This is a genomic window from Phycicoccus sp. Soil802 (assembly GCF_001429605.1).
Taxonomy (GTDB): domain Bacteria; phylum Actinomycetota; class Actinomycetes; order Actinomycetales; family Dermatophilaceae; genus Pedococcus.
Genome location: NZ_LMSS01000001.1, coordinates 323,073 through 345,151 on the forward strand (window position 1 = coordinate 323,073; position 22,079 = coordinate 345,151).

Sequence of the window (22,079 nt, forward strand, 5' to 3'; positions counted from 1 at the left end):
CAGCCCTTGCTGGGACCCGCGCCTAGGCGGGGACGCTCGCGGCGCCCGGCGGCAGGAAGCGCCGCCCGGTCACCTTCTCGGCCACGCCTGCACGGTCGAGCAGGGGAGTGAGGCCGCCGTTCCAGAACTGGAACCCGGCACCGGTGATCATGGCCAGGTCGAGGTCCATCGGCGCAGCGACCACGCCCTCGTCGAGCATCCGGCGCGCCTCGTCGGCGAGCACGCCCAGCACCCGCTCACGGACCTCCTCGGTGGACAGCACCACCGGGTCGGCCGGCTTGTCGAAGAGCGCCTCGACCTCGGGGTCGACGACCGGCTTGCCCTCGGGCCAGGTGTAGATGGCCGACTTCTTCGCCGCCACGACCTTGCGCAGGTTCTCGGAGACGTAGAAGCGGTCGGGGAACGCCTTGGCCAGGGTCTCGTTGTTGTGCAACGCGATGGCCGGACCGACCAGGCCGAGGAGGATGAACGGCGGCATCGGGGCGAGCCCCGCGAAGGCCCGGTCGGCGACCTCGATCGGGGTGCCCTCGTCGACCACCTTGGCGACCTCGCCCATGAACCGGCCGAGCAGTCGGTTCACGATGAAGGACGGGCTGTCCTTGACGAGGATGGTCGTCTTCTTCAGGCCCTTGCCGGTGGCGAACGCCGTGGCCAGGGTGGCGTCGTCGGTCTGCTCGCCCTTGATGATCTCGAGCAGCGGCATGACGGCGACCGGGTTGAAGAAGTGGAACCCGACGACCCGCTCGGGATGGGTCAGCCCGGAGGCCATCTCGGTGATCGACAGCGACGAGGTGTTGGTCGCGAGGACGCACTCGGGGCTGACGATCGCCTCGACCTCGGACCACACCTGCTGCTTGACCGACATCTCCTCGAAGACCGCCTCGATGACGAAGTCGGCGTCCGCGAAGCCGTCCTTGGACGTCGCGCCGGTGACCAGGCCCTTGAGCCGGTTGGCTTTGTCGGAGCTGACCCGCTTCTTGCCGAGCAGCTTGTCGACCTCGCCGTGCACGTAGCCCACGCCCTTGGCGACCCGCTCCTCGTCGAGGTCGGTCATGACCACCGGCACCTCGAGCCGCTGGGCGAACAGCAGGGCGAGCTGGCTCGCCATGAGTCCGGCGCCCACGATGCCGACCTTGGTGACCTTGCGGGCCAGCGCCTTGTCGGGCGCGCCGGCCGGGCGCTTGGCGCGACGCTGCACGAGGTCGAACGAGTACAGCCCGGCCCGCAGCTCGTCACCCATGACGAGGTCCGCGAGCGCCTCGTCCTCGGCCGCGAAGGCCTCGTCGCGGGTGGCGGTGCGCGCCTGGCCGACGAGCTGCAGCGCGCGGTAGGGCGCGGGGGCCTGGCCACCGGTCTTGAGGTCGACCAGGCCCTTGGCGGCCTTGATGGCTGCAGTCCACTCGGCCTCGTCCCTCGAGACCGCGGGCCGCTCGACCGCAGTCTGCCCGGTCAGGACCGAGGCTGCCCAGAGCAGCGACTCCTCGAGGAAGTCGGCCGGCTCGAGCAGGACGTCGGCAAGGCCCAGCTCGAAGGCCTGCGGACCCTTGAGCATGCGGTTCATGTTCATCGGGTTCTCGATGATGACCTTGAGGGCGTTCGCCGGGCCGACCAGGTTGGGCAGCAGGTAGCAGCCGCCCCAGCCGGGGACCAGGCCGAGGAAGGTCTCCGGCAGCGCGAGCGCGGGCACCCCGGCCGAGATGGTGCGGTAGTCGGCGGACAGCGCGATCTCCACGCCACCACCCATGGCCGCACCGTTGACGAACGCGAAGGTCGGCACGGGCAGGTCCATGATCGCCGCGAAGGCAGAGTGTCCCGCGCGAGCCACCTCGAGCGCCTGCTCGCGGTCCGCGGCCTGCGAGACCGCCTTGAGGTCGGCGCCGACGGCGAAGATGAACGGCTTGCCGGTGATGCCGACGGCCTGGATCTCGCCCGCCTCGGCGCGCGCCTGCAGGGCGTCCACCGTGGCCTTGAGGCCGGCGATGGTCTGCGGGCCGAAGGTGTTGGGCTTGGTGTGGTCGAAACCGTTGTCCAGCGTGACCAGGGCCAGCGTGCCGGCCTTGCCGGGGAGGGTGACGTCGCGCACCGGGGTGTGCGTCACGACCTCCTCGAACGCGGGGGCGGTGGTCGTGGCGGTATTCGTCGTGGCGGTGTTCGTCGTGGCGTCGCTCATGCCGCGACCTCCTTGCCGTAGTCGGCGTGGTGGGGGTTCTCCCAGATCACGGCGGCACCCATCCCGATCCCGATGCACATGGCGGTCAGGCCGAAGCGCACCTCCGGGTGCTCCTCGAACTGGCGGGCCAGCTGGGTCATCAGCCGCACGCCGGACGACGCGAGCGGGTGGCCGATGGCGATCGCGCCGCCGTACTGGTTGACGCGGGGGTCGTCGTCGGCGATGTCGAAGTGCTCGAGGAAGGCGAGCACCTGCACCGCGAACGCCTCGTTCAGCTCGAACAGGCCGATGTCCTCGATCGACAGGCCGGCCTTGGCCAGGGCCTTCTCGGTGGCGGGGACGGGACCGATGCCCATCACCTCTGGCTCGACACCCACGAAGGCGAAGTCGACGAGCCGCATCTTCGCCGGCAGGCCGAGCTCGCGGGCCGCCGTCTCCGACGCCAGGATGCACGCGGTGGCACCGTCGTTGAGCCCGGCTGAGTTGCCGGCGCTGACGTTGCCGTGCGGGCGGAACGGCGTCTTGAGCGTGGCGAGGTCCGCCACCGTGGTGCCCGGGCGCGGCGGCTCGTCCTGGGTGGCCAGACCGTAGCCGAGCTCCTGGTGACGGGTGGCGACAGGCACGAGGTCGGGCTGGATCTGCTCGTTGGCGTAGGCCTTGGCGAGCTTGTCCTGCGACCCCACGGCATACGCGTCGCTGCGGTCCTTGGTGATCGACGGGTAGCGGTCGTGCAGGTTCTCCGCCGTCGAGCCCATGACCAGGGCGGACGGGTCGACCAGCTTCTCCGCGACGATCCGCGGGTTGGGGTCGACGCCCTCACCCATGGGGTGGCGGCCCATGTGCTCGACGCCACCGGCGATGGCGATGTCGATGGAGCCGAACGCGATCGAGCTCGCGGTGGTCGTCACGGCGGTCATCGCGCCGGCGCACATCCGGTCGACCGAGTAGCCGGGGGTGGTCTTGGGCAGGCCCGACAAGAGGGCGGCCATGCGGCCGAGGGTGAGCCCCTGGTCGCCGATCTGCGTGGTGGCGGCGATGGCCACCTCCTCGACGCGCTCCGGGGGGAGCTCGGGGTGACGGCGCATCAGCTCGCGGATGCAGCGGATGACGAGGTCGTCGGCGCGCGTCTGGGCGTACATGCCCTTGTCGCCGGCCTTGCCGAACGGTGTCCGGACACCGTCGACGAACACGACCTCATGAAGGGTGCGGGGCACGGGTGGCCTCCCTGGGTATGTGGATCAAGCTCGGGGTGGTGGTCCACCGGTGTGCCGGTGGGTTACCCGCTCGATGCTACTCCGCGGTAACAAGCGGGTCACCGGACCTCGCGAGTGAGAGCCGTCACCCATGCAGGTATCTCTCCGATTGGAACGAAACCTGCACCGCGGGGACCCGGTCAAGTGTCGGGGTTGGCCTCGAAGGCCGCCTCGATCATCGGCGCGACGACCGCGGTCTGCCAGTGCCGGGCGCCGAGCCCGGACAGGGCGTCGGCGAACGCTGCCGCCGTGTGCTGCTCCGGCGGTGACCAGATCACGCGGCGCAGGGGCTCCGGCGACAGGACGTTCTCGACCGGGATCTCGTGCTCGGTGGCGAACGCGGTCAGCGCCTCCCGGGTGGCCGTGAGCCGGGCTGCGGCGACCGGGTTGCGCTCGGCCCACGACCGCTGCGGCGGCGGGCCGTCGGAACGCAGGGTCATCGGCGGCAGGTCGGCTTCCGGGATCGCATTGGCCCGGGTGATGGCGTCGAGCCACTGGCGCTGGTAGCGGCGGACCGAGCGGTGCCCGCTGGGCAGGGCGCCGGTCTCGGTGGGCGACTCCATCGCGACCTCGACCAGCACGGCATCGGGCAGCACCCGGCCGGGGGAGACGTCGCGGTCCTGGGCGATCTGGTCGCGGGTCTCCCACAGCTCGCGCACCACGGCGGCGATCCTGCGGTGCCGGACCCGGTGCATCCCGCTGGTACGGCGCCACGGGTCGACCCGCTGCGCAGGACCGGTGAAGTCGAGCAGCGCCTCGAACTCCTCGCGCGCCCAGCTGTCCTTGCCCTGGCGGGCCAGGTCGACCCCCATCAGGTTGCGGACGTCGACGAGCACCTCCACGTCGAGCGCGGCGTAGCGGAGCCAGGGCTCCGGCAGGGGGCGGGTGGACCAGTCGACCGCCGAGTGCTCCTTGGCCAGCGAGAGGCCCAGGTAGTGCTCGACGACGGCCGCCAGGCCGACCCGCGGCAGACCCAGGAGGCGCCCCGCGAGCTCGGTGTCGAACAGCTGCTGGGGTCGCAGTCCCACCTCGGCCAGGCAGGCCAGGTCCTGGGTGGCGGCGTGCAGGATCCACTCGGCGCTGCCGATCGCGTCGTTGACCGGGGACAGGTCGGGGCAGGCGATCGGGTCGATCAGCCAGGTGCCGGAGCCTTCCCGACGCAGCTGCACGAGGTAGGCCCGCTGGCCGTAGCGGTAGCCGCTGGCGCGTTCGGCGTCGAGGGCGACCGGGCCCTCACCCGCGGCGATCGCCCGGGCCGCGTCCATCAGCGCCCGCTCCGACTCGACCACCGGCGGCACCCCGTCGACGGGCATGTCGAGAGGAGTCAGCGGCGGGGCTGGCTCCTGCTCGGGCTCCACCGCCTGGTCGGCGTCGGTGTCGGTCACCGGCTCAACCTATCGGCCCAGCGCGTCCCGGCACTTGCTGACGCTCAGCACCCCACCGTTCAACGACGTGGTCCGGGCAGGGCGATGACGCCTTCCGGCAGCGGCGGGAGGCCCGCGATGGTGCACAGCAGGTCGGACCAGGCGACCAGGTGGGCACCGACGTTGCCGGCCACCGGCGTCCACGAGGCGCGGACCTCCATCTCGACGCTGGCGGGGCGGTCGGACAGCCCCGCGAAGCTCTCGGAGACGACCCGGGTGACCGTGCCCGCCTCCGCGGTGTAGCCGAGGTGGTGGCTCTTCAGCGCATCGGTCAGCCACGACCACCCGACCGCCCCGAGCATCGGGTCGTTGGCCAGCTCTGGCTCGAGCTCGGCCCGGGCGAAGGTCACCGCCCGCCAGGCGCCGTCCCAGGGGTCCGGGACCGACGGGTCGTGCAACAGCACGAACCGTCCTGAGGCGAGCTCGTCCTCGTCCGCAGCGGCACCGACGACCTCGGCGGTGAGCGCCACGGCATACGGCGCGATGCGCTGGGGAGCGGGGACCTCGGTGAGGCGGATCTCGGGGCGCAGCCGCGCCCCGCGCAGGTCGCTGAGCGCCTGCGTGAACTCGGGAGATTGGTCGCCAGGGACCGTTCGGCTGCCCACCATCAGAGGGTATGCCGCGGGGTCGGATATCACAGGGAGGTTGCCGTCCGCGTCGTGTCGCGGCGACCGGTACCGTGCGCGGATGCTCTCCCTGCTCGCGCTCGCCTCCAGCGCGTGCTGGGGGACCTCCGACTTCTTCGCCGGGTTGTTCTCCCGGCGCCGGCCGGCTGTCGCCGTGGTGGGTTGGACCCAGTCGCTCGCGTTCGTCGTGCTGTGCGTCGTCGTGGCGATCCGCTGGGACCACGTCACGTGGAGCGGTTGGCCGCTGTGGTCGGTCGGCGCCGCGGTCTCCGGCGTGGCCGGGCTGCTCTGCTTCTACACCGCGCTCGCCACCGGCACCATCGGCGTCGTCGCCCCCATCGCGGCCCTCGGTGTGGCCGTGCCCGTGTTCCTCGGGGTCGCCACCGGGGACGAGCCCTCCTCCTGGACCTGGGTCGGCATCGTGGTCACGGTCGTCGGGGTGACCCTCGCCTCCGGGCCCGAGCTGAGTGGCGGGGTGTCCCCGCGGCCGGTGGTCCTGGCCGGCATCGCGGCGGTCGGGTTCGGGCTGGCGCTGTTCTGCATCGACCGGGGCGCGCGCTCCTCCACCCTGATGACCCTCTGGGGGATGCGTGGGGTGTCGTTCGTCGTCTTCGCGACCCTGGCCCTCGTCGTGCGCAGCCGCGGTGGCGTCGTGGTGAAGGAGCTGCCGCCCCTGCTGCTCATCGGCTGCGGCGACATGGGTGCGAACCTGCTGTTCGGCATCGCGTCGTCCCGCGGGCAGGTCAGCATCGCCAGCGTCCTCGGCTCGCTCTACCCGGTCGTCACCATCCTGCTGGCGCGGCTGCTGCTCAAGGAGAAGCTGCGACGCATCCAGCAGGTGGGCGCGGTGCTCTCGCTCACGGGCGCGGCGATCATCGCCCTCTAGGCCACCTAGAATCTCCCGGTGACCTCCCCCCACGACTCTGCCCTGGTCCGTGCTGCCCGCCGCGAGCCCGTCAGCCACACACCGGTGTGGTTCATGCGCCAGGCCGGGCGGTCGCTGCCGGAGTACCGCGCGGTCCGTGAGGGCATCGGCATGCTCGACTCGTGCCGACGCCCCGACCTCGTCACGGAGATCACCCTGCAGCCGGTGCGCCGCCACGGCGTCGACGCCGCGATCTTCTTCTCCGACATCGTGGTGCCGCTGGCTGCCGTGGGGGTCGACCTCGACATCGTGGCGGGTGTGGGCCCGGTCGTCGCCAAGCCGATCCGCACCCGCGCGGACCTCGACCGGCTGCCCGAGCTGACCCCCGACCACGTCCCCTACATCACCGAGGCCGTCGGTCTGCTGACGGCTGAGCTGGGGGCGACCCCCCTCATCGGGTTCGCCGGCGCCCCCTTCACCCTCGCCAGCTACCTCGTCGAGGGCGGCCCGAGCAAGAACCACGAGCACACCAAGGCGCTGATGTACGGCGATCCCACGCTCTGGCACGACCTGTGTGCCCGGCTGGCCCAGATCTCGGGTGCCTTCCTCGACGTGCAGGCCGCGGCCGGCGCCTCCGCCGTGCAGCTCTTCGACTCGTGGGTCGGTGCGCTCCCGCGCGCCGACTACGAGCGGTTCGTGGCCCCGCACTCGACCGCCGCGCTCGCCGCGGTCTCGGGCCGCGGCATACCGACGATCCACTTCGGGGTCGGCACCGGTGAGCTGCTGGCGTCCATGGGCGCCGTCGGCGCCGATGTCGTGGGCGTCGACTACCGCGTGTCGCTCACCGACGCACTGGCTCGGCTCGACGGCCGGTATGCCGTGCAGGGCAACCTCGACCCCGCGCTGCTCTTCGCGCCGTGGGAGGCGTTGGAGGCCAAGGTGCGCTCGATCGTCGAGGAGGGCCGGGCCGCTCCGGGGCACATCTTCAACCTGGGCCACGGCGTCCCCCCGGACACCGACCCCGACGTGCTCACCCGGGTCGTCGAGCTCGTGCACGAGGTCGGTCAGCGCTGACGCACTCAGGCGCTGACCGACCTCGGCATGCCCCCGCGGGACCTACTGCGGCAGGACTGTGGGCGACGGGTTCACCGGACGTCGCCGACGCAGGTACCACCACACCGGAAGGCCCAACAGGGCGAACAGGGCGAGGAAGGGGAGCAGCGCTCCGAGGACGGTGAGCAGCACACTCAGCGAGGCGGTGAACGCGTCCCAGCCGCCCTTGAGCCCGACGAGGAAGCCGGCCTGGTCGGGCTCCTCGACGATCGCGCCCGGCTCGGTGGTCAGGCTGATCTGGATGGGGGAGCGGGCCACGCTGCCCTTGAGGGACGCGAGCTGCGCCTCGAGCGCCTCCAGGTCCGACTGGCGACGGGTCAGCTCGGCCTCGAGGGCGACGATCTGGTTGAGGTCCTTGGCGTCCTCGAGGAAGGCGCGCACCCGCTCGACGCTGACGCGCATCGTCTGGAGGCGTGAGGTGGTGTCGACGATCTGGCCGCCGACGTTCTCGCTGGAGCTCGTGGAGCGGATGACGGTGCCGACCGACCCGAGCTCGGCGATGACCCGGTCGAGCTCGGCGGAGGGCACCGAGATGGTGATCTCGCCATAGGTCGTCGCGGTGACCTTGGCCGACTCGGCCAAGGGTGCGTCACCAGCCGCCGTGCCGATGTTCTCCGACAGGACGATGCCCTGGGCGGTGGCGGTGGTGGCCCGTACCTTGGCCACGGCCTGGCCGATGTTCTTGACCTTCAACGCGATCGAGGCTCGACGGGCCAGGGAGTCCTGGCTGGCGGCGAGGTTGGCGGTCGTCACCGGGTCGGCCGACGACCCGCTGGCGCCCTTGCCGGGGCTGCCGGCGGACGAAGGCGTGTTGCCGGAGTCGGCGGCGCGACCGCCGGACTCGTCGGAGAACCCCGCTTGTGGGCTCGAGGCGGCCGAGTCGGCCGAGCTGCCGGCGCTGTTGTCGCCGCCGGCGCACGCGGCGAGGGCAAGGGTGGCGAGGAGGGCTGCCCCGATGGCGGCAGCGGTGCGGTGCGAACGAACACGGATCATGGCGACTCCCTGGTGGTGGAGCGGGTCGTGGAGAGGTCGTGCGGCGGTGCGGATACCGGTGCGACTCGTGCCGTGCGCTCGACGTTCCCACCCGGTGGTGTCGAAAGAGTCACGATCTTGAAAGGGTGTGGGCATGGTCGGGTCACGAATCCTCATCGTCGGGGGAGGCATCGCTGGGCTTGCCTGCGCTTGGGAGCTGTCGCATGCGCTTCCCGACGCGACCATCACCCTGATCGATGCAGCCGACCGCCCGGGCGGCAAGCTCCGCCGGGAACCAGTGGCTGGGGTCGCTCTGGACGTAGGCGCCGAGTCGGTGCTCGCCCGGCGACCCGAGGCGCTGGACCTGGCCGCCGAGCTGGGACTCGGCCTCGACGTCGTGCACCCGGCGACCACCGCTGCCTCGATCTGGTCGCGCGGCGACCTCCACCCCATGCCCAAGGGGACGCTCATGGGCATCCCCTCGTCGGCGTCCTCGGCGCTCGGCATCCTGTCGCCTGAGGAGGTGGCCAGGGCGGAAGCCGAGCAGCCCTGGGAGGCAGGCGAGTTCGACGACGTGTCAGTCGGTGACTACGTCTCGGCCCGGTTGGGTGACGCGGTCGTCGACCGCCTTGTCGAACCCCTGCTTGGTGGTGTGTATGCCGGCCAGGCCAGGTTGCTGTCCCTGCGCGCCTGCCTGCCCCAGGCCTTCGAGGCGGCGCGTCGAGGGGAGTCACTGACCGCTGCCGCCGGAGCGCTGGCCGCGGCCGCGCAGCCGACGGCCGACCAGCCCGCGCCGCCACCCGTCTTCGCGGGCCTGGCCGGCGGGGTGGGACGGCTCGCGGAGGTGCTGACCGAGTCGCTGCGGGGACGAGGAGTGACGATCCGCAGCGAGACCATCGTCCGCGAGCTGCACCGTGAGCCGGTCACCGCGGGTTCCGGGGGTGCGACGGGGTCGACGGGTGCGACGAGCTCGACGCGGTCGAATGGTGGCGGTTGGACGGTCGTCGTGGGGCCGCAACCCCGACCCGAGCGGCTGCGCGCCGATGCCGTGGTGCTTGCCACCCCGGCGGCCCCGACGAGCCGGCTGCTCGCCCCTTACCTACCGGTGGCCGCGAGGGCCCTGCGGGAGATCGACTACGCCTCGATGGCGATCATCACCCTCGCGGTGGGTGCCGATGGCCCGCAGACCCCGCCCCTCCCCGGCTCCGGGTTCCTCGTCCCTGCGGTGGAGGGGCGCACGATCAAGGCGAGCACGTTCTCGTCGACGAAGTGGAAGTGGACCGCCGACGCCGCTGGCGACCTGTCTTTCCTGCGGGCGTCCGTGGGTCGCTACGGCGAGACCACCGACCTGCAGCGACCCGATGACGAGCTGGTCGCGATCGCGGTGGCGGAGGTCAGCGAAGCCCTCGGGCACCAGCTGCCCCGCATCGTCGACACGCACGTGCAGCGGTGGGGCGGGGCCCTGCCGCAGTACACCGTCGGTCACCTCGACCGGGTCGCGAGGATCCGGGCCGACACCGCGACGGCACCCGGGCTGGAGCTGGCCGGCGCGGCATACGGTGGCGTCGGTGTCCCGGCCTGCATCGCCAGCGGTCGCTCCGCGGCGCAGGCCGTGGCCACCCACCTGCGGGCGCGGTCGGCGGGCACGGGAGGATAGGGGCATGAGCGAGCCGCACCCCTCCAACCCGAACGCCGCCCGGATCCGCGAGATCAACGAGTCGATCCGCTACGCGATGTGGTCGGTGTTCGCGGTCACCGCCCCCCTGGGTGACGACCGCGAGGTGATGGCCAAGGAGGTCGAGGAGCTCTTCGCGTCCCTCGAGGCGGACGGCGTCGTGACCCGTGGCGTCTACGACGTCGGTGGCCTGCGTGCCGATGCCGACTTCATGGTGTGGTGGCACGCGGAGCGGGTCGAGGACGTGCAGCGGGCCTACCGCGCCCTCCTGCGCACCGACTTCGGCCACCTGCTCGAGCCGACCTGGTCGGCGGCAGCGCTGCACCGGCCGGCGGAGTTCAACAAGAGCCACATCCCCGCGTTCCTCGCCGACGAGGCGCCCAAGGACTTCATCTGCGTCTACCCGTTCGTGCGGTCCTACGAGTGGTACCTGCTCCCGGACGCCGAGCGCCGTGACATGCTCCGTGAGCACGGCCAGCAGGCGCGCGACTTCCCCGACGTGCGCGCCAACACGATCGCGTCGTTCGCGCTCAACGACTACGAGTGGATCCTGGCCTTCGAGGCGGACGAGCTGCACCGGATCGTCGACCTGATGCGCGAGCTGCGGGCGTCGAGGGCGCGGATGCACGTCCGCGAGGAGCTGCCCTTCCACACCGGTCGCCGGGTGGAGGTCGGCGAGCTCCTCGCCTCCCTGCGCTGACCCCTGCCCAGCTTTATCGGGTCTAGCAAGAAGGTTGACCCTCGCTACACTTCGGAACCGGTGTGCAGGTCAACCTTCCTGTGGAAAGCCAGTTGTCCACAGGTCTTGGGGACGCACCCAGTCCTCCACAGGCGCAGATCGGGGATGCGGCGGACTGTGATCCACCACAGCACCATGCCTGCATGAACCCGCTCCTGGCCCCGCTCAGCACCCTCGAACACCAAGTGTTTACGACAAAGGAGGCGGCCAGCCGGGGCCTGACCCCTTTCGACCTGGTGCGACTGGTGAAAGCCGGGGAGCTCGAACATCTGGCCAGGGGGGTGTACGCGTTTCCGGGCGCCGAGGGTGAGCGGGCCGAGCAGCGACACCTGCGCCTCGCGGCCGGAGTATGCCGTCTCTACCCCGACGCGGTGTTGACGCACCACTCCGCAGTGTTGGCTCTCGGACTCCCGGTCTGGGGCGCGAACCTGTCGAAGGCGCACCTTGCGAGGAATGTTCCGGCCGAGCGGATCGCGCAGCACTGGGTGATCAGACCGCGGCCGCCCTGGCTCGAGCAGGTGAAGGGATCGGTGGGATCGTGCGCCTCGGTGGCGGCCACCACCGTCCACCATGCTTTGGAAAGTGGAAGCGTGGCCGGCATCGTGGCAGCAGACTTCGCGCTGCATGAAAGGCGGATGACGGTGCCGGAACTGGAGGCGATGGCGGCGCACGTGGCGGGTTGGCCACGCTCACACCACGTGACGACGATGTTGGCGCACATCGACGGCCGCAGCGAGTCGCCGGGCGAGTCGCGCCTGCGGGTCGACCTGTCGATGGCAGGCATCGACGTGGTCCCGCAGGTGACCATCACCGATGCGTCCGGAAAGTTTGTCGCCCGAGTCGACCTGCTGGTCCGCGGCACCAATGTGGTGATCGAGTTCGACGGATTGGTGAAGTATCGCGACCGCGGATTCGAAGCACTGGTGGCAGAGAAGGCGCGCGAGGACGAGCTGCGTCGTCTCGGCTTCGTCGTCCTTCGGTTCGTCTGGTCAGACTTGGCCAACCCTGGCCGGATCGTGCGACGGGTACGCGAGGCGATGGCTGCTTCCCCCCACAACGTTGACCTTCACCCCGGTTCCAAAGTGGGGTGAAGGTCAACGTTCCTGCTAGACCCGATAAAGGTGGGGTCAGGCGGGGGTGGCGTCCTTGGGGCGCATCGTCAGGCTGATGCTGTTGATGCAGTAGCGCTGGTCGGTCGGGGTGCCGTAGCCCTCGCCCTCGAAGACGTGCCCCAGGTGGCTGCCGCAGTTGGCGCACCGGACCTCGACCCGCTTCATGCCCATCGTGACGTCCTCGATGTACTCCACCGAGTCGCCGGCGAGCGGCGAGTAGAACGACGGCCAGCCGCAGTGGCTGTCGAACTTGGTGTCCGAGGTGAAGAGCTCCGCGCCACAGGCCCGGCAGGCGTAGACGCCCTCGGTCTTGGTGTCGGTGTACTCACCGACGTAGGGACGCTCGGTGCCGGCCTGGCGGAGCACCTGGTACTCGGCCGGGCTGAGCTCGGCGCGCCACTCCTCGTCGGTTTTGGACACGGCGTACGTGCGGTCGGTCTGCTCCATGCTCACGCTGCGACTCCTTCGCGGGACGGTGACGGTGTTTCGTCGGCTGTGCTTGCTCCAGATGGGCCTCACGACCATCTCAACGCAATCGGTGCCCATTCTGGTCCCACCTCTCCTTACGACCCGATGACGGGCGCACGGTGACGGAGGCCCCGGCTAGGCTCGCGCCATGGCGGCCAAAGCAACCGAGCTGGAAGTCCCGGGGGGGCCTGAGGGGTCGCGGCTGGTCCGTGTCTCGAGCCCTGACCGGCTGATCTGGCCCGACGACGGGATCACCAAGCTCGACCTCGCCCAGTACGCGGTCGAGATGTCGGACGGCTTCATGGAGGCACTCGGCAACCGTCCGGTCACGCTCCAGCGCTTCCCCGAGGGCATCACCGGCGAGGAGTTCTGGACCAAGAACCCGCCCAAGGGCATGCCCGACTTCATCAACCCGGTGATGTGCACCTACCCCTCGGGGCGCAAGCACCTCCAGGTGGTCGTCGACGAGCCGGCGGCGGTCGTGTGGGCGATGCAGATGAACACCGTGACGTTCCACCCCTGGCCGGTGCGCACCAGCAACGTCGACAACCCCGACGAGCTCCGCATCGACCTCGACCCCCAGCCCGGGCGGGACTTCAAGGACTCGGTCGAGGCGGCCCTGGTCCTGCGCGAGCTGCTGACCGAGCTCGGGCTCACGGGGTGGGCGAAGACCTCCGGCAACCGCGGGGTGCACGTCTTCGTCCGCGTCGCGCCCACCCACGAGTTCCTCGACGTGCGACACGGGGTGATCGGGATCGCCCGTGAGCTCGAGCGCCGGCTGCCCGACCTCGTCACGACCTCGTGGTGGAAGGAGGAGCGGGGCGAGCGCGTCTTCGTCGACTTCAACCAGGCCTGCCGTGACCGCACCATCGCGTCGGCCTACAGCCCGCGCCCGCTGCCCGGCGCGCCGGTGAGTATGCCGGTGAGCTGGGACGCGCTCGCGGGCGTCAGCCCCGGCGACTTCACCGTGCGGACCGTGCCCGGCATCGTGGGCACGGACGGCGATGCCTGGGCCGGGATGGACGATGCCGTGGGCGATGTGTCCGCGGCGATCGCGTTGTGGGACAAGGACCTCGAGGAGCGCGGGCTCGGCGAGCTGAACTTTCCCCCGGACTACCCGAAGATGCCGGGGGAGCCGCCCCGCGTGCAGCCGAGCAAGCGCCGCAAGGACAAGACGGACGAGGACTACATGCCGCCCAAGGCCGAGCGCGACGCCGACCTCCGCACGGTGTGGGGCCCGGTCGTGCCACCGGTGGCGCCGATGCTCGCCAAGCCGGTCAAGGGCATCCCGACCGGCGACTACCTGTTCGAGCCGAAGTGGGACGGCTTCCGGTCGATCATCTTCCGGTCGGGTGACCAGGTGGAGATCGGCAGCCGCAACGAGAAGCCGATGACCCGCTACTTCCCCGAGGTGGTGGAGGCGGTGCTGGCCAACTTCCCGGAGAAGTGTGTGGTGGACGGCGAGATCGTCCTCATCGGCGCGAGCGGTGACCGGCTCGACTTCGACGCCCTCCAGCAACGGATCCACCCTGCCGCCAGCCGGGTGAAGAAGCTGGCAGCCGAGACGCCGGCGAGCTTCGTTGCGTTCGACCTGCTGGCGATCGGCGACGACGACCTCACCGAGCGACCGTTCTCGGAGCGCCGCGCGCGCCTGACCGAGGCCTTCGCGAACGTCCAGCCACCCATCCACCTGACCCGGGCCACCAATGACCCGGCGGTCGCGCAGGAGTGGTTCGAGCAGTTCGAGGGCGCCGGGCTCGACGGGGTCATCGCCAAGCCGCTCGACATCGCGTACGTCCCGGACAAGCGCCTCATGCTCAAGATCAAGCACGAGCGCACCGCCGACTGCGTGGTGGCCGGCTACCGCACCCACAAGAGCGGCGACGACGCGATCGGCTCGCTGCTGCTGGGTCTGCACACGGAGGACGGCTCGCTCCAGAGCGTCGGCGTCATCGGGGCCTTTCCGATGGCCCGGCGCAAGGAGCTGTTTGAGGAGCTCCAACCCCTGGTCACCGACTTCGACCACCACCCGTGGGCCTGGGCGGCCGAGGAGATGGGCAGCCGCACGCCGACCAGCGGTGCGACCTCCCGGTGGAACGCCGGCAAGGACCTGTCCTTCACACCGCTGCGCCCCGAGCGGGTGGTCGAGGTGAAGTACGACCACATGGAGGGCATCCGGTTCCGCCACACGGCCCAGTTCGTGCGGTGGCGTGAAGACCGTACGCCGGAGTCGTGCACCTATGACCAGCTCGAGGAGCCGGTCAGCTTCGACCTCGCGGACGTGCTGGGCGAGGCTGCCGTGGCCAGAGCCGTGACGGGGGAGCAGTAGTGGCGGCGGCGTCGACGCCGGGCCGCAAGGCGGCCATCGCCGGTGCGGTCACCGCGGGCTCGCTCGCCGCCGCTGGTGCACTCAGCACCGTCGGCGCGGCGTCCTACTTCGCCCGTCGGGTGCTGACGCCCGACCGCCAGCGCCCGGACGACACCCAGATCCTCGCGGTCGACGCCGACTCGGTGACGCTGGGCGTCAGCCCGGACACGCTCTCGCCCGGTCGCTACGGACTCTGGCTCGACGGCGACCGAGGTCACGCGCGGGTGGGGGAGGTGCTCGAGGTGCACGAGGGCTCCGGCCGGGTGCGCCGTGAGCTCCTGGGCGTCGACTTCGGCCAGCTCACCAGCGGCTTCGGCCGCTGGAACCAGTACTACTTCGCCAGTCCACCGGACCGTGCGCTGGGGTTGCGCACCGAGTACGTCGACGTCGACACCGAGCTCGGCACGATGCCGGCCTGGGTCGTGCCCGCGCCCGCCCCGTCGGACCGCTGGGCGATCCTCGTGCACGGTCGCGGCGCGCGGCGTCAGGAGGGGCTGCGGGCGGTGCGCCCCCTGCACGCGGCGGGCATCAACGTCATCATCCCCAGCTACCGCAACGACCTCGGTGCCCGCAGCGGCCCTGACGGTCGCTACAACCTCGGTCTGTCCGAGTGGCGCGACATCGAGGACGCGGGGCTGCTCGCGGTGCAGCGGGGTGCGCGTGAGCTGGTCCTGGTGGGCTGGTCGATGGGTGGCGCGATCGTGCTGCAGACCCTCGCGCGGTCCTGGCTCGCCGAGCACGTGAGCCACGTGGTCCTCGACGCACCGGTGATCGACTGGGGAGACGTGATCGCGCACCATGCGCGAGCCAACGGCATACCCGCTCCCATCGGTGGGCTGAGCCGGGCCCTGATGGGACGGCGGTCGGCGCGCCGGCTCGTGGGCGTGCACGACCCGGTGGACGTGGCGAAGACCAACTGGGTGTCGCGGGCCGGCGAGCTGGCGCACCGCATCCTGCTGATCCACTCGGTCGACGACGAGTTCGTGCCGGTCGGCCCGTCGCTGGCCCTCGCGGGGGCGCGGCCCGACCTCGTGACGATGGAGCGGTGGGACCGCGCCAGGCACACCAAGGAGTGGAACGTCGACCCCGAGCGCTGGGAGGCCGCGGTGTCGGAGTTCGTCGGCTCCTGACGATCCAGCGACTGACCCCGCTCGTGGGTCAGCGGTTGACGAACCAGCGGCTGAGGATGGTGCCGTCCTCCTCGAGGAGGAGCGTCGGCGACGCAGGCAGGTTGAGGTGCGGACCGCGGGCGATGGTGGGGTGCTCGCCGCCGACGAGGATCGGCGACCACGTGAGGTCGAGCTCGTCGACGACGCCTGCCGCCAACATGCTGTTGAGCAGGCTCGGGCCACCTTCGCAGAGGATCTGGCGGAAACCCTTGTCCTCCAACATGTTCCGCATCTTCACGAAGTCCACGGCCTGATCGCCCACCGTCAGGACGAACTCCTCCCCGATCAGGGAGCGCGAGGCGTCCAGCGTGGCGGGGTCGGCACCCTCGCGGGTGATCAGGTAGACCGACCCGAACGGACCGTCGACCACGCTCGGCGGCACCGCGCCCTGGTGGCTGACCACCATGAGCACGGGCGCCCTCGGGTCCTCGGCGCGCAGGGACGGGTAGGCCTCGGCCCGCACGGTGCCCGCACCGACGATGACGACGTCGGTGAGGCGACGCAGCAGGTCGAAGACCACATGGTCGGCCGGGGTGTTGATGCTCCCCGAGCGGTCGTCGGCACCGTTGGCCGCACCGTCGAGGCTGGCCACGAAGTTGGCGCGCAGCCAGCGGCGGGCGGGCGCAACGTAGAGATCCGCGAGGGTGGCGGCGTCGACGTTCACACCGGGGGCATGGGTGCTGGACGAGTCGAGCAGCAGGCGCATGTCCCACAGTGTTGCATTTATCCCCTGACTCCTCTCACTAGGCTGCGCTCGTGCCTGGCTCGCTCGTGGACCGATTCCCGCAGCTCGACCGTGGGCGGTTGGTGCGCGAGCTCGTGCCACCGCCCCGCTTCGATGCCGAGCGCTTCACGACCTACCGACCCGATCCGGCCGAGCCGTCCCAGGCCGCGGCGGTGACCCGGCTGGAGGGGTATGCCGCGGGGCTGGGACAGCGCGCGGGTGGCGGGTGGTTCGGGCGCCGCAAGGCCCCGGCGGACAACGGGCGCGGGATCTACCTCGACGGTGGGTTCGGGGTCGGCAAGACCCACCTGCTCGCGTCGCTGTGGCACGAGGCCGATGGTGAGAAGGCCTTCGGGACGTTCGTGGAGTACACGAACCTCGTGGGCGCCCTCGGATTCCAGCCGACTGTCGAGGCGTTGAGTGGGCACCAGCTGGTGTGCATCGACGAGTTCGAGCTCGACGACCCGGGCGACACCGTCCTGATGGCCACGCTGCTGTCGCGTTTGGCGGGCGCCGGTGTCTCGCTGGCCGCCACGTCGAACACGCTGCCCGACGCCCTGGGCCAGGGACGGTTCGCGGCGGAGGACTTCCTGCGCGAGATCCAGGCGCTCTCGGCCCGCTTCGAGGTGCTCACGGTGGACGGGCCCGACTACCGGCACCGCGACAGCGTGGACAGCCCGTCGCCGTCCTCTGATGAGGAGGTGCGCGCGGGCGTCGACACCGAAGGCGGCGTGCTCGACCACTTCGTCGACGTCACGCGGCACCTCGCCCAGGTGCACCCGAGCCGCTACCGCGCGCTGCTCGACGGGGTCACCGCAGTCGGTTGGACGCACGTGCGCCCGGTCACCGACCAGGCCGTGGCGCTGCGCCTCGTCGTGCTGGCCGACCGCCTCTACGACGCGGACATCCCGCTCTACGCGAGCGGGCTCCCGCTCAGCGAGGTGTTCTCCGCGGAGATGCTGGCCGGCGGCTATCGCAAGAAGTACTACCGGGCCATCTCCCGGTTGACGGCCCTCGCGCGGCACGACCCGGGCTGACATCCCTCGCGCGGTCTGACCTGCACTGACAGGATGCGGGAATGAGCAAGGGCAAGAAGGGCAGCGGCAAGAAGGACGAGAAGGCCAAGGGCAGCAAGAAGGGCAAGGACGGCAAGAAGTCCAAGGTCGCCGGCCTCGACGCGACAATGGCCTCGGACAAGGGCATCCCGGCGCCGTCGAGCTTCGCCGACGCGCTGCGGGTGGGCGAGGGCTTCATCCTCGCCGACCTCGACACCCGCTCGACCCCCGGCTTCGACGGCGACAAGGCCGCGGGCGAGGAGGCCCTGGCCGCCCGGGCCGGCGAGATCAGCCAGTTCCAGGAACGGCTGTATGCCGAGTCCAAGGGGCCCGTGCAGCGTTCCCTGCTGCTCGTGGTGCAGGGAATGGACACCTCGGGCAAGGGCGGCATCATGCGCCACGTCGTGGGCCAGATGGACCCGCAGGGCGTGAAGTACACCGCGTTCAAGGCTCCGTCGCGGGAGGAGCGGGCGCACCCGTTCCTGTGGCGGATCCGCAACGCCCTGCCGGCGCCGGGCCAGGTCGGCGTCTTCGACAGGTCGCAGTACGAGGACGTCCTGATCGTGCGGGTCCACGAGCTGGTGCCCCGCGCGACGTGGTCCCGGCGTTACGCGCAGATCAACGACTTCGAGGCCAAGGCGGTCGCCGACGGCACGACCATCATCAAGGTCATGCTCAACATCTCCTCCGACGAGCAGAAGGCCCGGCTCACCGAGCGCCTCGAGCGGGAGGACAAGCACTGGAAGTACAAGCCGGGAGACGTGGACGAGCGGATGCACTGGCCGGAGTACCAGGCGGCCTACCAAGCGGTCCTCGAGAAGACGTCGACCGACGCGGCGCCCTGGTACGTCGTGCCGGCCGACCGCAAGTGGTACGCCCGCCTGGCCGTCCAGAACCTCGTCCTCGAACACCTCGAGCGGATGGACCCGCAGTGGCCAGCCGCCGACTTCGACGTGGAGGCCGAGAAGGAGCGACTCGCCAAGTCGTAGGGCGCCCGTGAGCGCGCGGTGGGACCTGCCGCGATGACTTCTGCTGGCGCGCTCGGTCAGTACCGCTGTCGGAGCAGGCTCTGACCACGACCCCAAGGAAGGGAGCAGCGATGCTCAGCGAGTCCAAGGCCTTCAGCGGATTCTCGGTGCCCGACACCGAGGCCGCCCGCGCGTTCTACGCCGACACCCTCGGACTGGAGGTGACCGAGGACCACGGCATCCTCAGCATCCAGCTCGGGGGAGGGCACCGCGCCATCGCCTACCCCAAGCCGGACCACGAGCCGGCGGGCTTCACGATCCTCAACTTCCCGGTGCCCGACATCGAGGCGACGGTCGACGAGCTGACCGCGCGAGGGGTGTCCTTCGAGAAGTACGAAGGCACGCAGATGGAGACCGATGCGAAGGGGATCTTCCGTAAGGGCGGCCCACTGATCGCGTGGTTCACCGACCCGGCCGGCAACGTGCTGTCCGTGATCGAGGACGCCGGCTGACGGACCTGACCGACCCGTGACCTGCCCTAGGCGATGAACGCCCGGTCGACGATCGCCCGGGCGTGGGTGGCCGACAGGCCTGCGTCCAGGGTCCCGAAGGTCACGCCGTGCTGCCCCCCGAGGCGGCTGGCGACGAAGGCGTCGGCCACCTCCGTCGGGGCGTGGCGGGCGAGCAGGGCGGCCTGCAGGGTCACCGCGAGGTGCTCCACGACGTGGCGTGCCCCAGCCTCGGCACCCGGCTCCGCGGCATACCGGACAACGTCGTCGACGCGGGCGATGGCGGCGTCGAGGACGGCGCTGTGCCCGTGCGCCAGCGCGAGCTCCTTGCGGAATGCCTCGACCGACAGGGGTTCGCGGGTGATCGCCCGCAGGACGTCGAGCGCGTTGACGTTGCCCGCGCCCTCCCAGATCGAGTTGAGCGGGGCCTCGCGGTAGAGCCGAGCCAGGCCGTTCTCCTCGACGTAACCGTTGCCGCCCAAGCACTCCAGCGCCTCGGCGACCATGGGCGAGGTGCGTTTGCAGACCCAGTACTTGCCCACGGCGACCCCCAGCCGCGAGAGCGCCGTGTCGCCCTCGTCCACCGCGTGGGCGAGGCGCAGGGCCAGCGTGGTCGCGGCCTCGACCTCGAGCGCGAGGTCGGCCAGGACGTTCTGCATCAGGGGCTGGTCGACGAGCAGCGCCCCGAAGGCCGACCGGTGGCGGGCGTGGTGGACCGCGCGCACCAGCGCCGCGCGCATCGTGGACGCCGAGCCGAGGATGCAGTCGAGCCGGGTGGCCGCGACCATGTCGAGGATCGTGCGGATGCCGCGGCCCTCGTCGCCGACCCGCACGCCCCAGGTGCCGTCGAGCTCGACCTCCGACGAGGCGTTGGACCGGTTGCCGAGCTTGTCCTTGAGGCGTTGCAGCGCAAAGGGATTGCGCGTGCCGTCATCGAGAGCGCGGGGCACGAGGAAGCAGCCCACGCCTGCCTCGGTATGGGCCAGCACGAGAAACCCGTCACTCATCGGCGCGGAGCAGAACCACTTGTGACCGGTCAGGCGATAGGTGTCGCCACCCTCCATGGGACCGCCCGGGGTGGCGACCGCCCGCGTGGTGTTGGCGCGCACGTCCGAGCCGCCCTGCTTCTCGGTCATGCCCATGCCCACGAGGGCGCCACGCTTCTGGTCGAGTGGCCGCAGCCCGAAGTCGTAGCTACGAGAGGCGAGCTGGGGGAGCCAGCGCTGCTGGAGGGCGGGGTTGGCTGCGAGAGCCGGCGCGGCGGCATACGTCATCGAGATGGGGCAGAGGTGACCCTGCTCGTTCTCGGACCAGGCGATGAAGCCCGCGGCGCGACGCACGTGCGCCCCGCTGCCGGACGGCTGCGTCCACGGCTCCGCGGTGAGCCCGGCGCCGACGCCGACATTCATCAGCTCGTGCCACGCCGGGTGGAAGTCCACCTCGTCGAGGCGTTCGCCGGTGGGGGAGTGGGTGCGCAGGACCGGCTCGTTCTCGTTGGCCTGCACCGCCCATTCGCGCGCCTGCGCGCTGCCGGCGCGGGCGCCCAGGGCGCAGACCTCGTCATATGCCGCCTGGCCGGCCCAGCGCCGCAGGCCCTCGTCCAGCGCGGGCTGGGACGTGACGGTGTTGACGTCGGGGAGTGGGGGTACCTGGTTGGTCACGGCGTGGGTGGGCACGGGGGCACACTATGCCGGGATACCGTGACGGGGTGACTCCCAAGGCCCGGGTACGGCGCGCGCTGCTCCGCGTGCCCGGCGCCATGCCCGTGGCGAGGCTCACGGTGGAGACGATCCGGGTCTGCCTGCGCTACCGGGTGACCGGTCTGGCGTCGGAAGCCGGCTTCTTCATGTTGCTGTCGCTGCCGCCCCTGGTGCTCGGGCTGATCGGCGGGGTGGGGTACGTCGGCGGCTGGCTGGGTCAGGACATCGTCGACCAGGTCATCGACGGCATCCAGACCTTCTCGGAGCGCTTCCTCGTGGCCGACGTCGTCACCGGCACGATCCTGCCCACCGCCGACGACGTGCTCAAGAACGGCCGGGGCGACCTGATCTCGCTCGGCTTCCTGCTGTCGATCTGGTCGGGGTCGAGAGCCCTCAACGTCTTCGTCGACACCATCTCGATCATGTACGGACAGTCCGGGGTGCGGGGGATCGTCCGCACCAGGGCGCTGTCGCTGACCCTCTACTTCCTCTCGCTCGTCGTGGGGATCGTGGTGGTCCCGCTCGTGGTGATCGGCCCCTCGTGGCTCGGGGACCTGCTGCCCGAGGAGGTGCACTTCCTGACCTACCTGTACTGGCCGGTGGTGAGCGTCCTGGCTGTCGCCAGCATCGCGACGTTGTTCCACATCTCGACGCCCAAGCGGTCTCCCTGGCTGCGCGACGTGCCCGGTGCCGTGCTGACGCTGGTGATCTGGGTGCTGGCGTCGTTCGTGCTGCGCGGGACGATCACCGCGTCCGTCAAGGGCGGGACGTCGATCTACGGACCGCTGTCGACGCCGATCGTGCTGCTGATCTTCCTCTATGCCCTCGCGATCGCCGTGCTCATCGGTGCGGCCCTCAACGCCGCCATCAGGGTCATGTGGCCGGTCGAGGACCGGCTCTCCCTGCGGGCCAAGGGCGTCGCCTGGGCCAGGGGCTGGCTGAAGCGGCGCAGGGCCGGCGGAGGTCCCGTGAACGCCCCACTCGACGCCACTGACACCCGCGGTGCGGGGCAGGACGAGCAGCTGTCGTCCTCGGTGCAGGGGCTGCGCGACGAGGCCCGAAAGCCGCTCACACCGATGCCACGCAAGCCCGGAACCGACTCTGACGACACCCAATTTGGAGACGACGCCGATGATCGGATAATGTCTGCACGCACGCGCAGCGGGTGA

At 70.8% G+C, this 22,079-nt stretch carries 19 protein-coding genes; 11 read left to right on the forward strand and 8 right to left on the reverse strand.

Features of this window, described 5'->3' with window-relative positions:
• Positions 1–22: 22 nt before the first annotated feature.
• The 4 genes from ASG91_RS01435 to ASG91_RS01450 form a co-directional block, all read right to left on the reverse strand.
• A complete protein-coding gene (locus tag ASG91_RS01435) occupies positions 23–2,170 on the reverse strand; it encodes a 3-hydroxyacyl-CoA dehydrogenase NAD-binding domain-containing protein (RefSeq protein WP_056920826.1) in 2,148 nt (715 codons plus the stop codon).
• Positions 2,167–3,384, reverse strand: a complete 1,218-nt coding sequence (locus ASG91_RS01440; protein WP_056920827.1) for a thiolase family protein — start codon at positions 3,382–3,384, stop codon at positions 2,167–2,169. Before ASG91_RS01440 ends, ASG91_RS01435 begins: the two co-directional genes overlap by 4 nt.
• Positions 3,385–3,563: 179 nt before the next feature.
• Complete coding sequence (locus tag ASG91_RS01445) at positions 3,564–4,808, reverse strand: HRDC domain-containing protein (RefSeq protein WP_056920828.1); 1,245 nt, start codon at positions 4,806–4,808, stop codon at positions 3,564–3,566.
• Positions 4,809–4,867: 59 nt separating this feature from the next.
• On the reverse strand, positions 4,868–5,455 hold the full coding sequence (locus ASG91_RS01450; protein WP_082592547.1) for a DUF3000 domain-containing protein: 588 nt from the start codon (positions 5,453–5,455) through the stop codon (positions 4,868–4,870).
• A gap of 79 nt (positions 5,456–5,534) precedes the next feature.
• On the opposite strand from ASG91_RS01450, the gene ASG91_RS01455 reads away from it, so the two are divergent.
• Together ASG91_RS01455 and hemE are read left to right on the forward strand one after the other, a co-directional pair.
• Positions 5,535–6,359 carry a DMT family transporter gene (locus ASG91_RS01455; RefSeq protein WP_056920829.1) on the forward strand — a complete coding sequence of 275 codons (825 nt, stop codon included), beginning with the start codon at positions 5,535–5,537 and terminating at the stop codon, positions 6,357–6,359.
• Between the two features lie 18 nt (positions 6,360–6,377).
• Positions 6,378–7,412 carry a uroporphyrinogen decarboxylase gene (hemE, locus tag ASG91_RS01460; protein WP_056920830.1) on the forward strand — a complete coding sequence of 345 codons (1,035 nt, stop codon included), beginning with the start codon at positions 6,378–6,380 and terminating at the stop codon, positions 7,410–7,412.
• A gap of 42 nt (positions 7,413–7,454) precedes the next feature.
• Here hemE and ASG91_RS01465 read toward each other — a convergent pair whose 3' ends face one another.
• On the reverse strand, positions 7,455–8,444 hold the full coding sequence (locus ASG91_RS01465; protein WP_056920831.1) for a DUF4349 domain-containing protein: 990 nt from the start codon (positions 8,442–8,444) through the stop codon (positions 7,455–7,457).
• 133 nt (positions 8,445–8,577) lie between these two features.
• On the opposite strand from ASG91_RS01465, the gene hemG reads away from it, so the two are divergent.
• The 3 genes from hemG to ASG91_RS01480 all read left to right on the forward strand — a co-directional run bounded on the left by hemG (position 8,578) and on the right by ASG91_RS01480 (position 11,928).
• A complete protein-coding gene (gene hemG, locus ASG91_RS01470) occupies positions 8,578–10,080 on the forward strand; it encodes a protoporphyrinogen oxidase (protein WP_056920832.1) in 1,503 nt (500 codons plus the stop codon).
• Between the two features lie 4 nt (positions 10,081–10,084).
• Complete coding sequence (gene hemQ / locus ASG91_RS01475; RefSeq protein ID WP_056920833.1) at positions 10,085–10,798, forward strand: hydrogen peroxide-dependent heme synthase; 714 nt, start codon at positions 10,085–10,087, stop codon at positions 10,796–10,798.
• A gap of 182 nt (positions 10,799–10,980) precedes the next feature.
• A complete protein-coding gene (locus tag ASG91_RS01480) occupies positions 10,981–11,928 on the forward strand; it encodes a type IV toxin-antitoxin system AbiEi family antitoxin domain-containing protein (protein WP_056920834.1) in 948 nt (315 codons plus the stop codon).
• Between the two features lie 36 nt (positions 11,929–11,964).
• Here the strand turns inward: ASG91_RS01480 and msrB are convergent, their stop codons facing one another.
• Positions 11,965–12,396, reverse strand: a complete 432-nt coding sequence (gene msrB, locus ASG91_RS01485; protein WP_056920835.1) for a peptide-methionine (R)-S-oxide reductase MsrB — start codon at positions 12,394–12,396, stop codon at positions 11,965–11,967.
• Positions 12,397–12,565: 169 nt separating this feature from the next.
• Between msrB and ASG91_RS20005 the strand changes: the two genes are divergently transcribed.
• Positions 12,566–14,746, forward strand: coding sequence for an ATP-dependent DNA ligase (locus tag ASG91_RS20005; protein WP_082593821.1), 2,181 nt, complete (start codon positions 12,566–12,568; stop codon positions 14,744–14,746).
• Positions 14,746–15,915: a S9 family peptidase gene (locus ASG91_RS01495; protein ID WP_056920836.1), complete on the forward strand. Its 1,170-nt coding sequence runs from the start codon at positions 14,746–14,748 to the stop codon at positions 15,913–15,915. The genes ASG91_RS20005 and ASG91_RS01495 overlap by 1 nt, the downstream gene beginning before the upstream one ends.
• Before the next feature lie 28 nt (positions 15,916–15,943).
• Here the strand turns inward: ASG91_RS01495 and ASG91_RS01500 are convergent, their stop codons facing one another.
• On the reverse strand, positions 15,944–16,660 hold the full coding sequence (locus tag ASG91_RS01500) for a dihydrofolate reductase family protein (protein WP_082592543.1): 717 nt from the start codon (positions 16,658–16,660) through the stop codon (positions 15,944–15,946).
• 50 nt (positions 16,661–16,710) lie between these two features.
• Here ASG91_RS01500 and zapE point away from each other — a divergent pair, with 50 nt between their 5' ends.
• The 3 genes from zapE to ASG91_RS01515 all read left to right on the forward strand — a co-directional run bounded on the left by zapE (position 16,711) and on the right by ASG91_RS01515 (position 19,213).
• Entirely contained in the window at positions 16,711–17,715 is a 1,005-nt protein-coding gene (gene zapE / locus ASG91_RS01505; protein WP_056920837.1) for a cell division protein ZapE, read from the forward strand.
• Positions 17,716–17,756: 41 nt separating this feature from the next.
• Positions 17,757–18,722 carry a polyphosphate kinase 2 family protein gene (locus tag ASG91_RS01510; protein WP_056920838.1) on the forward strand — a complete coding sequence of 322 codons (966 nt, stop codon included), beginning with the start codon at positions 17,757–17,759 and terminating at the stop codon, positions 18,720–18,722.
• Positions 18,723–18,832: 110 nt separating this feature from the next.
• On the forward strand, positions 18,833–19,213 hold the full coding sequence (locus ASG91_RS01515; RefSeq protein ID WP_056920839.1) for a VOC family protein: 381 nt from the start codon (positions 18,833–18,835) through the stop codon (positions 19,211–19,213).
• A gap of 26 nt (positions 19,214–19,239) precedes the next feature.
• Here the strand turns inward: ASG91_RS01515 and ASG91_RS01520 are convergent, their stop codons facing one another.
• A complete protein-coding gene (locus ASG91_RS01520) occupies positions 19,240–20,886 on the reverse strand; it encodes an acyl-CoA dehydrogenase family protein (protein ID WP_056920840.1) in 1,647 nt (548 codons plus the stop codon).
• A 32-nt stretch (positions 20,887–20,918) separates the two neighbouring features.
• Between ASG91_RS01520 and ASG91_RS01525 the strand changes: the two genes are divergently transcribed.
• On the forward strand, positions 20,919–22,079 hold the full coding sequence (locus tag ASG91_RS01525; protein WP_235545313.1) for a YihY/virulence factor BrkB family protein: 1,161 nt from the start codon (positions 20,919–20,921) through the stop codon (positions 22,077–22,079).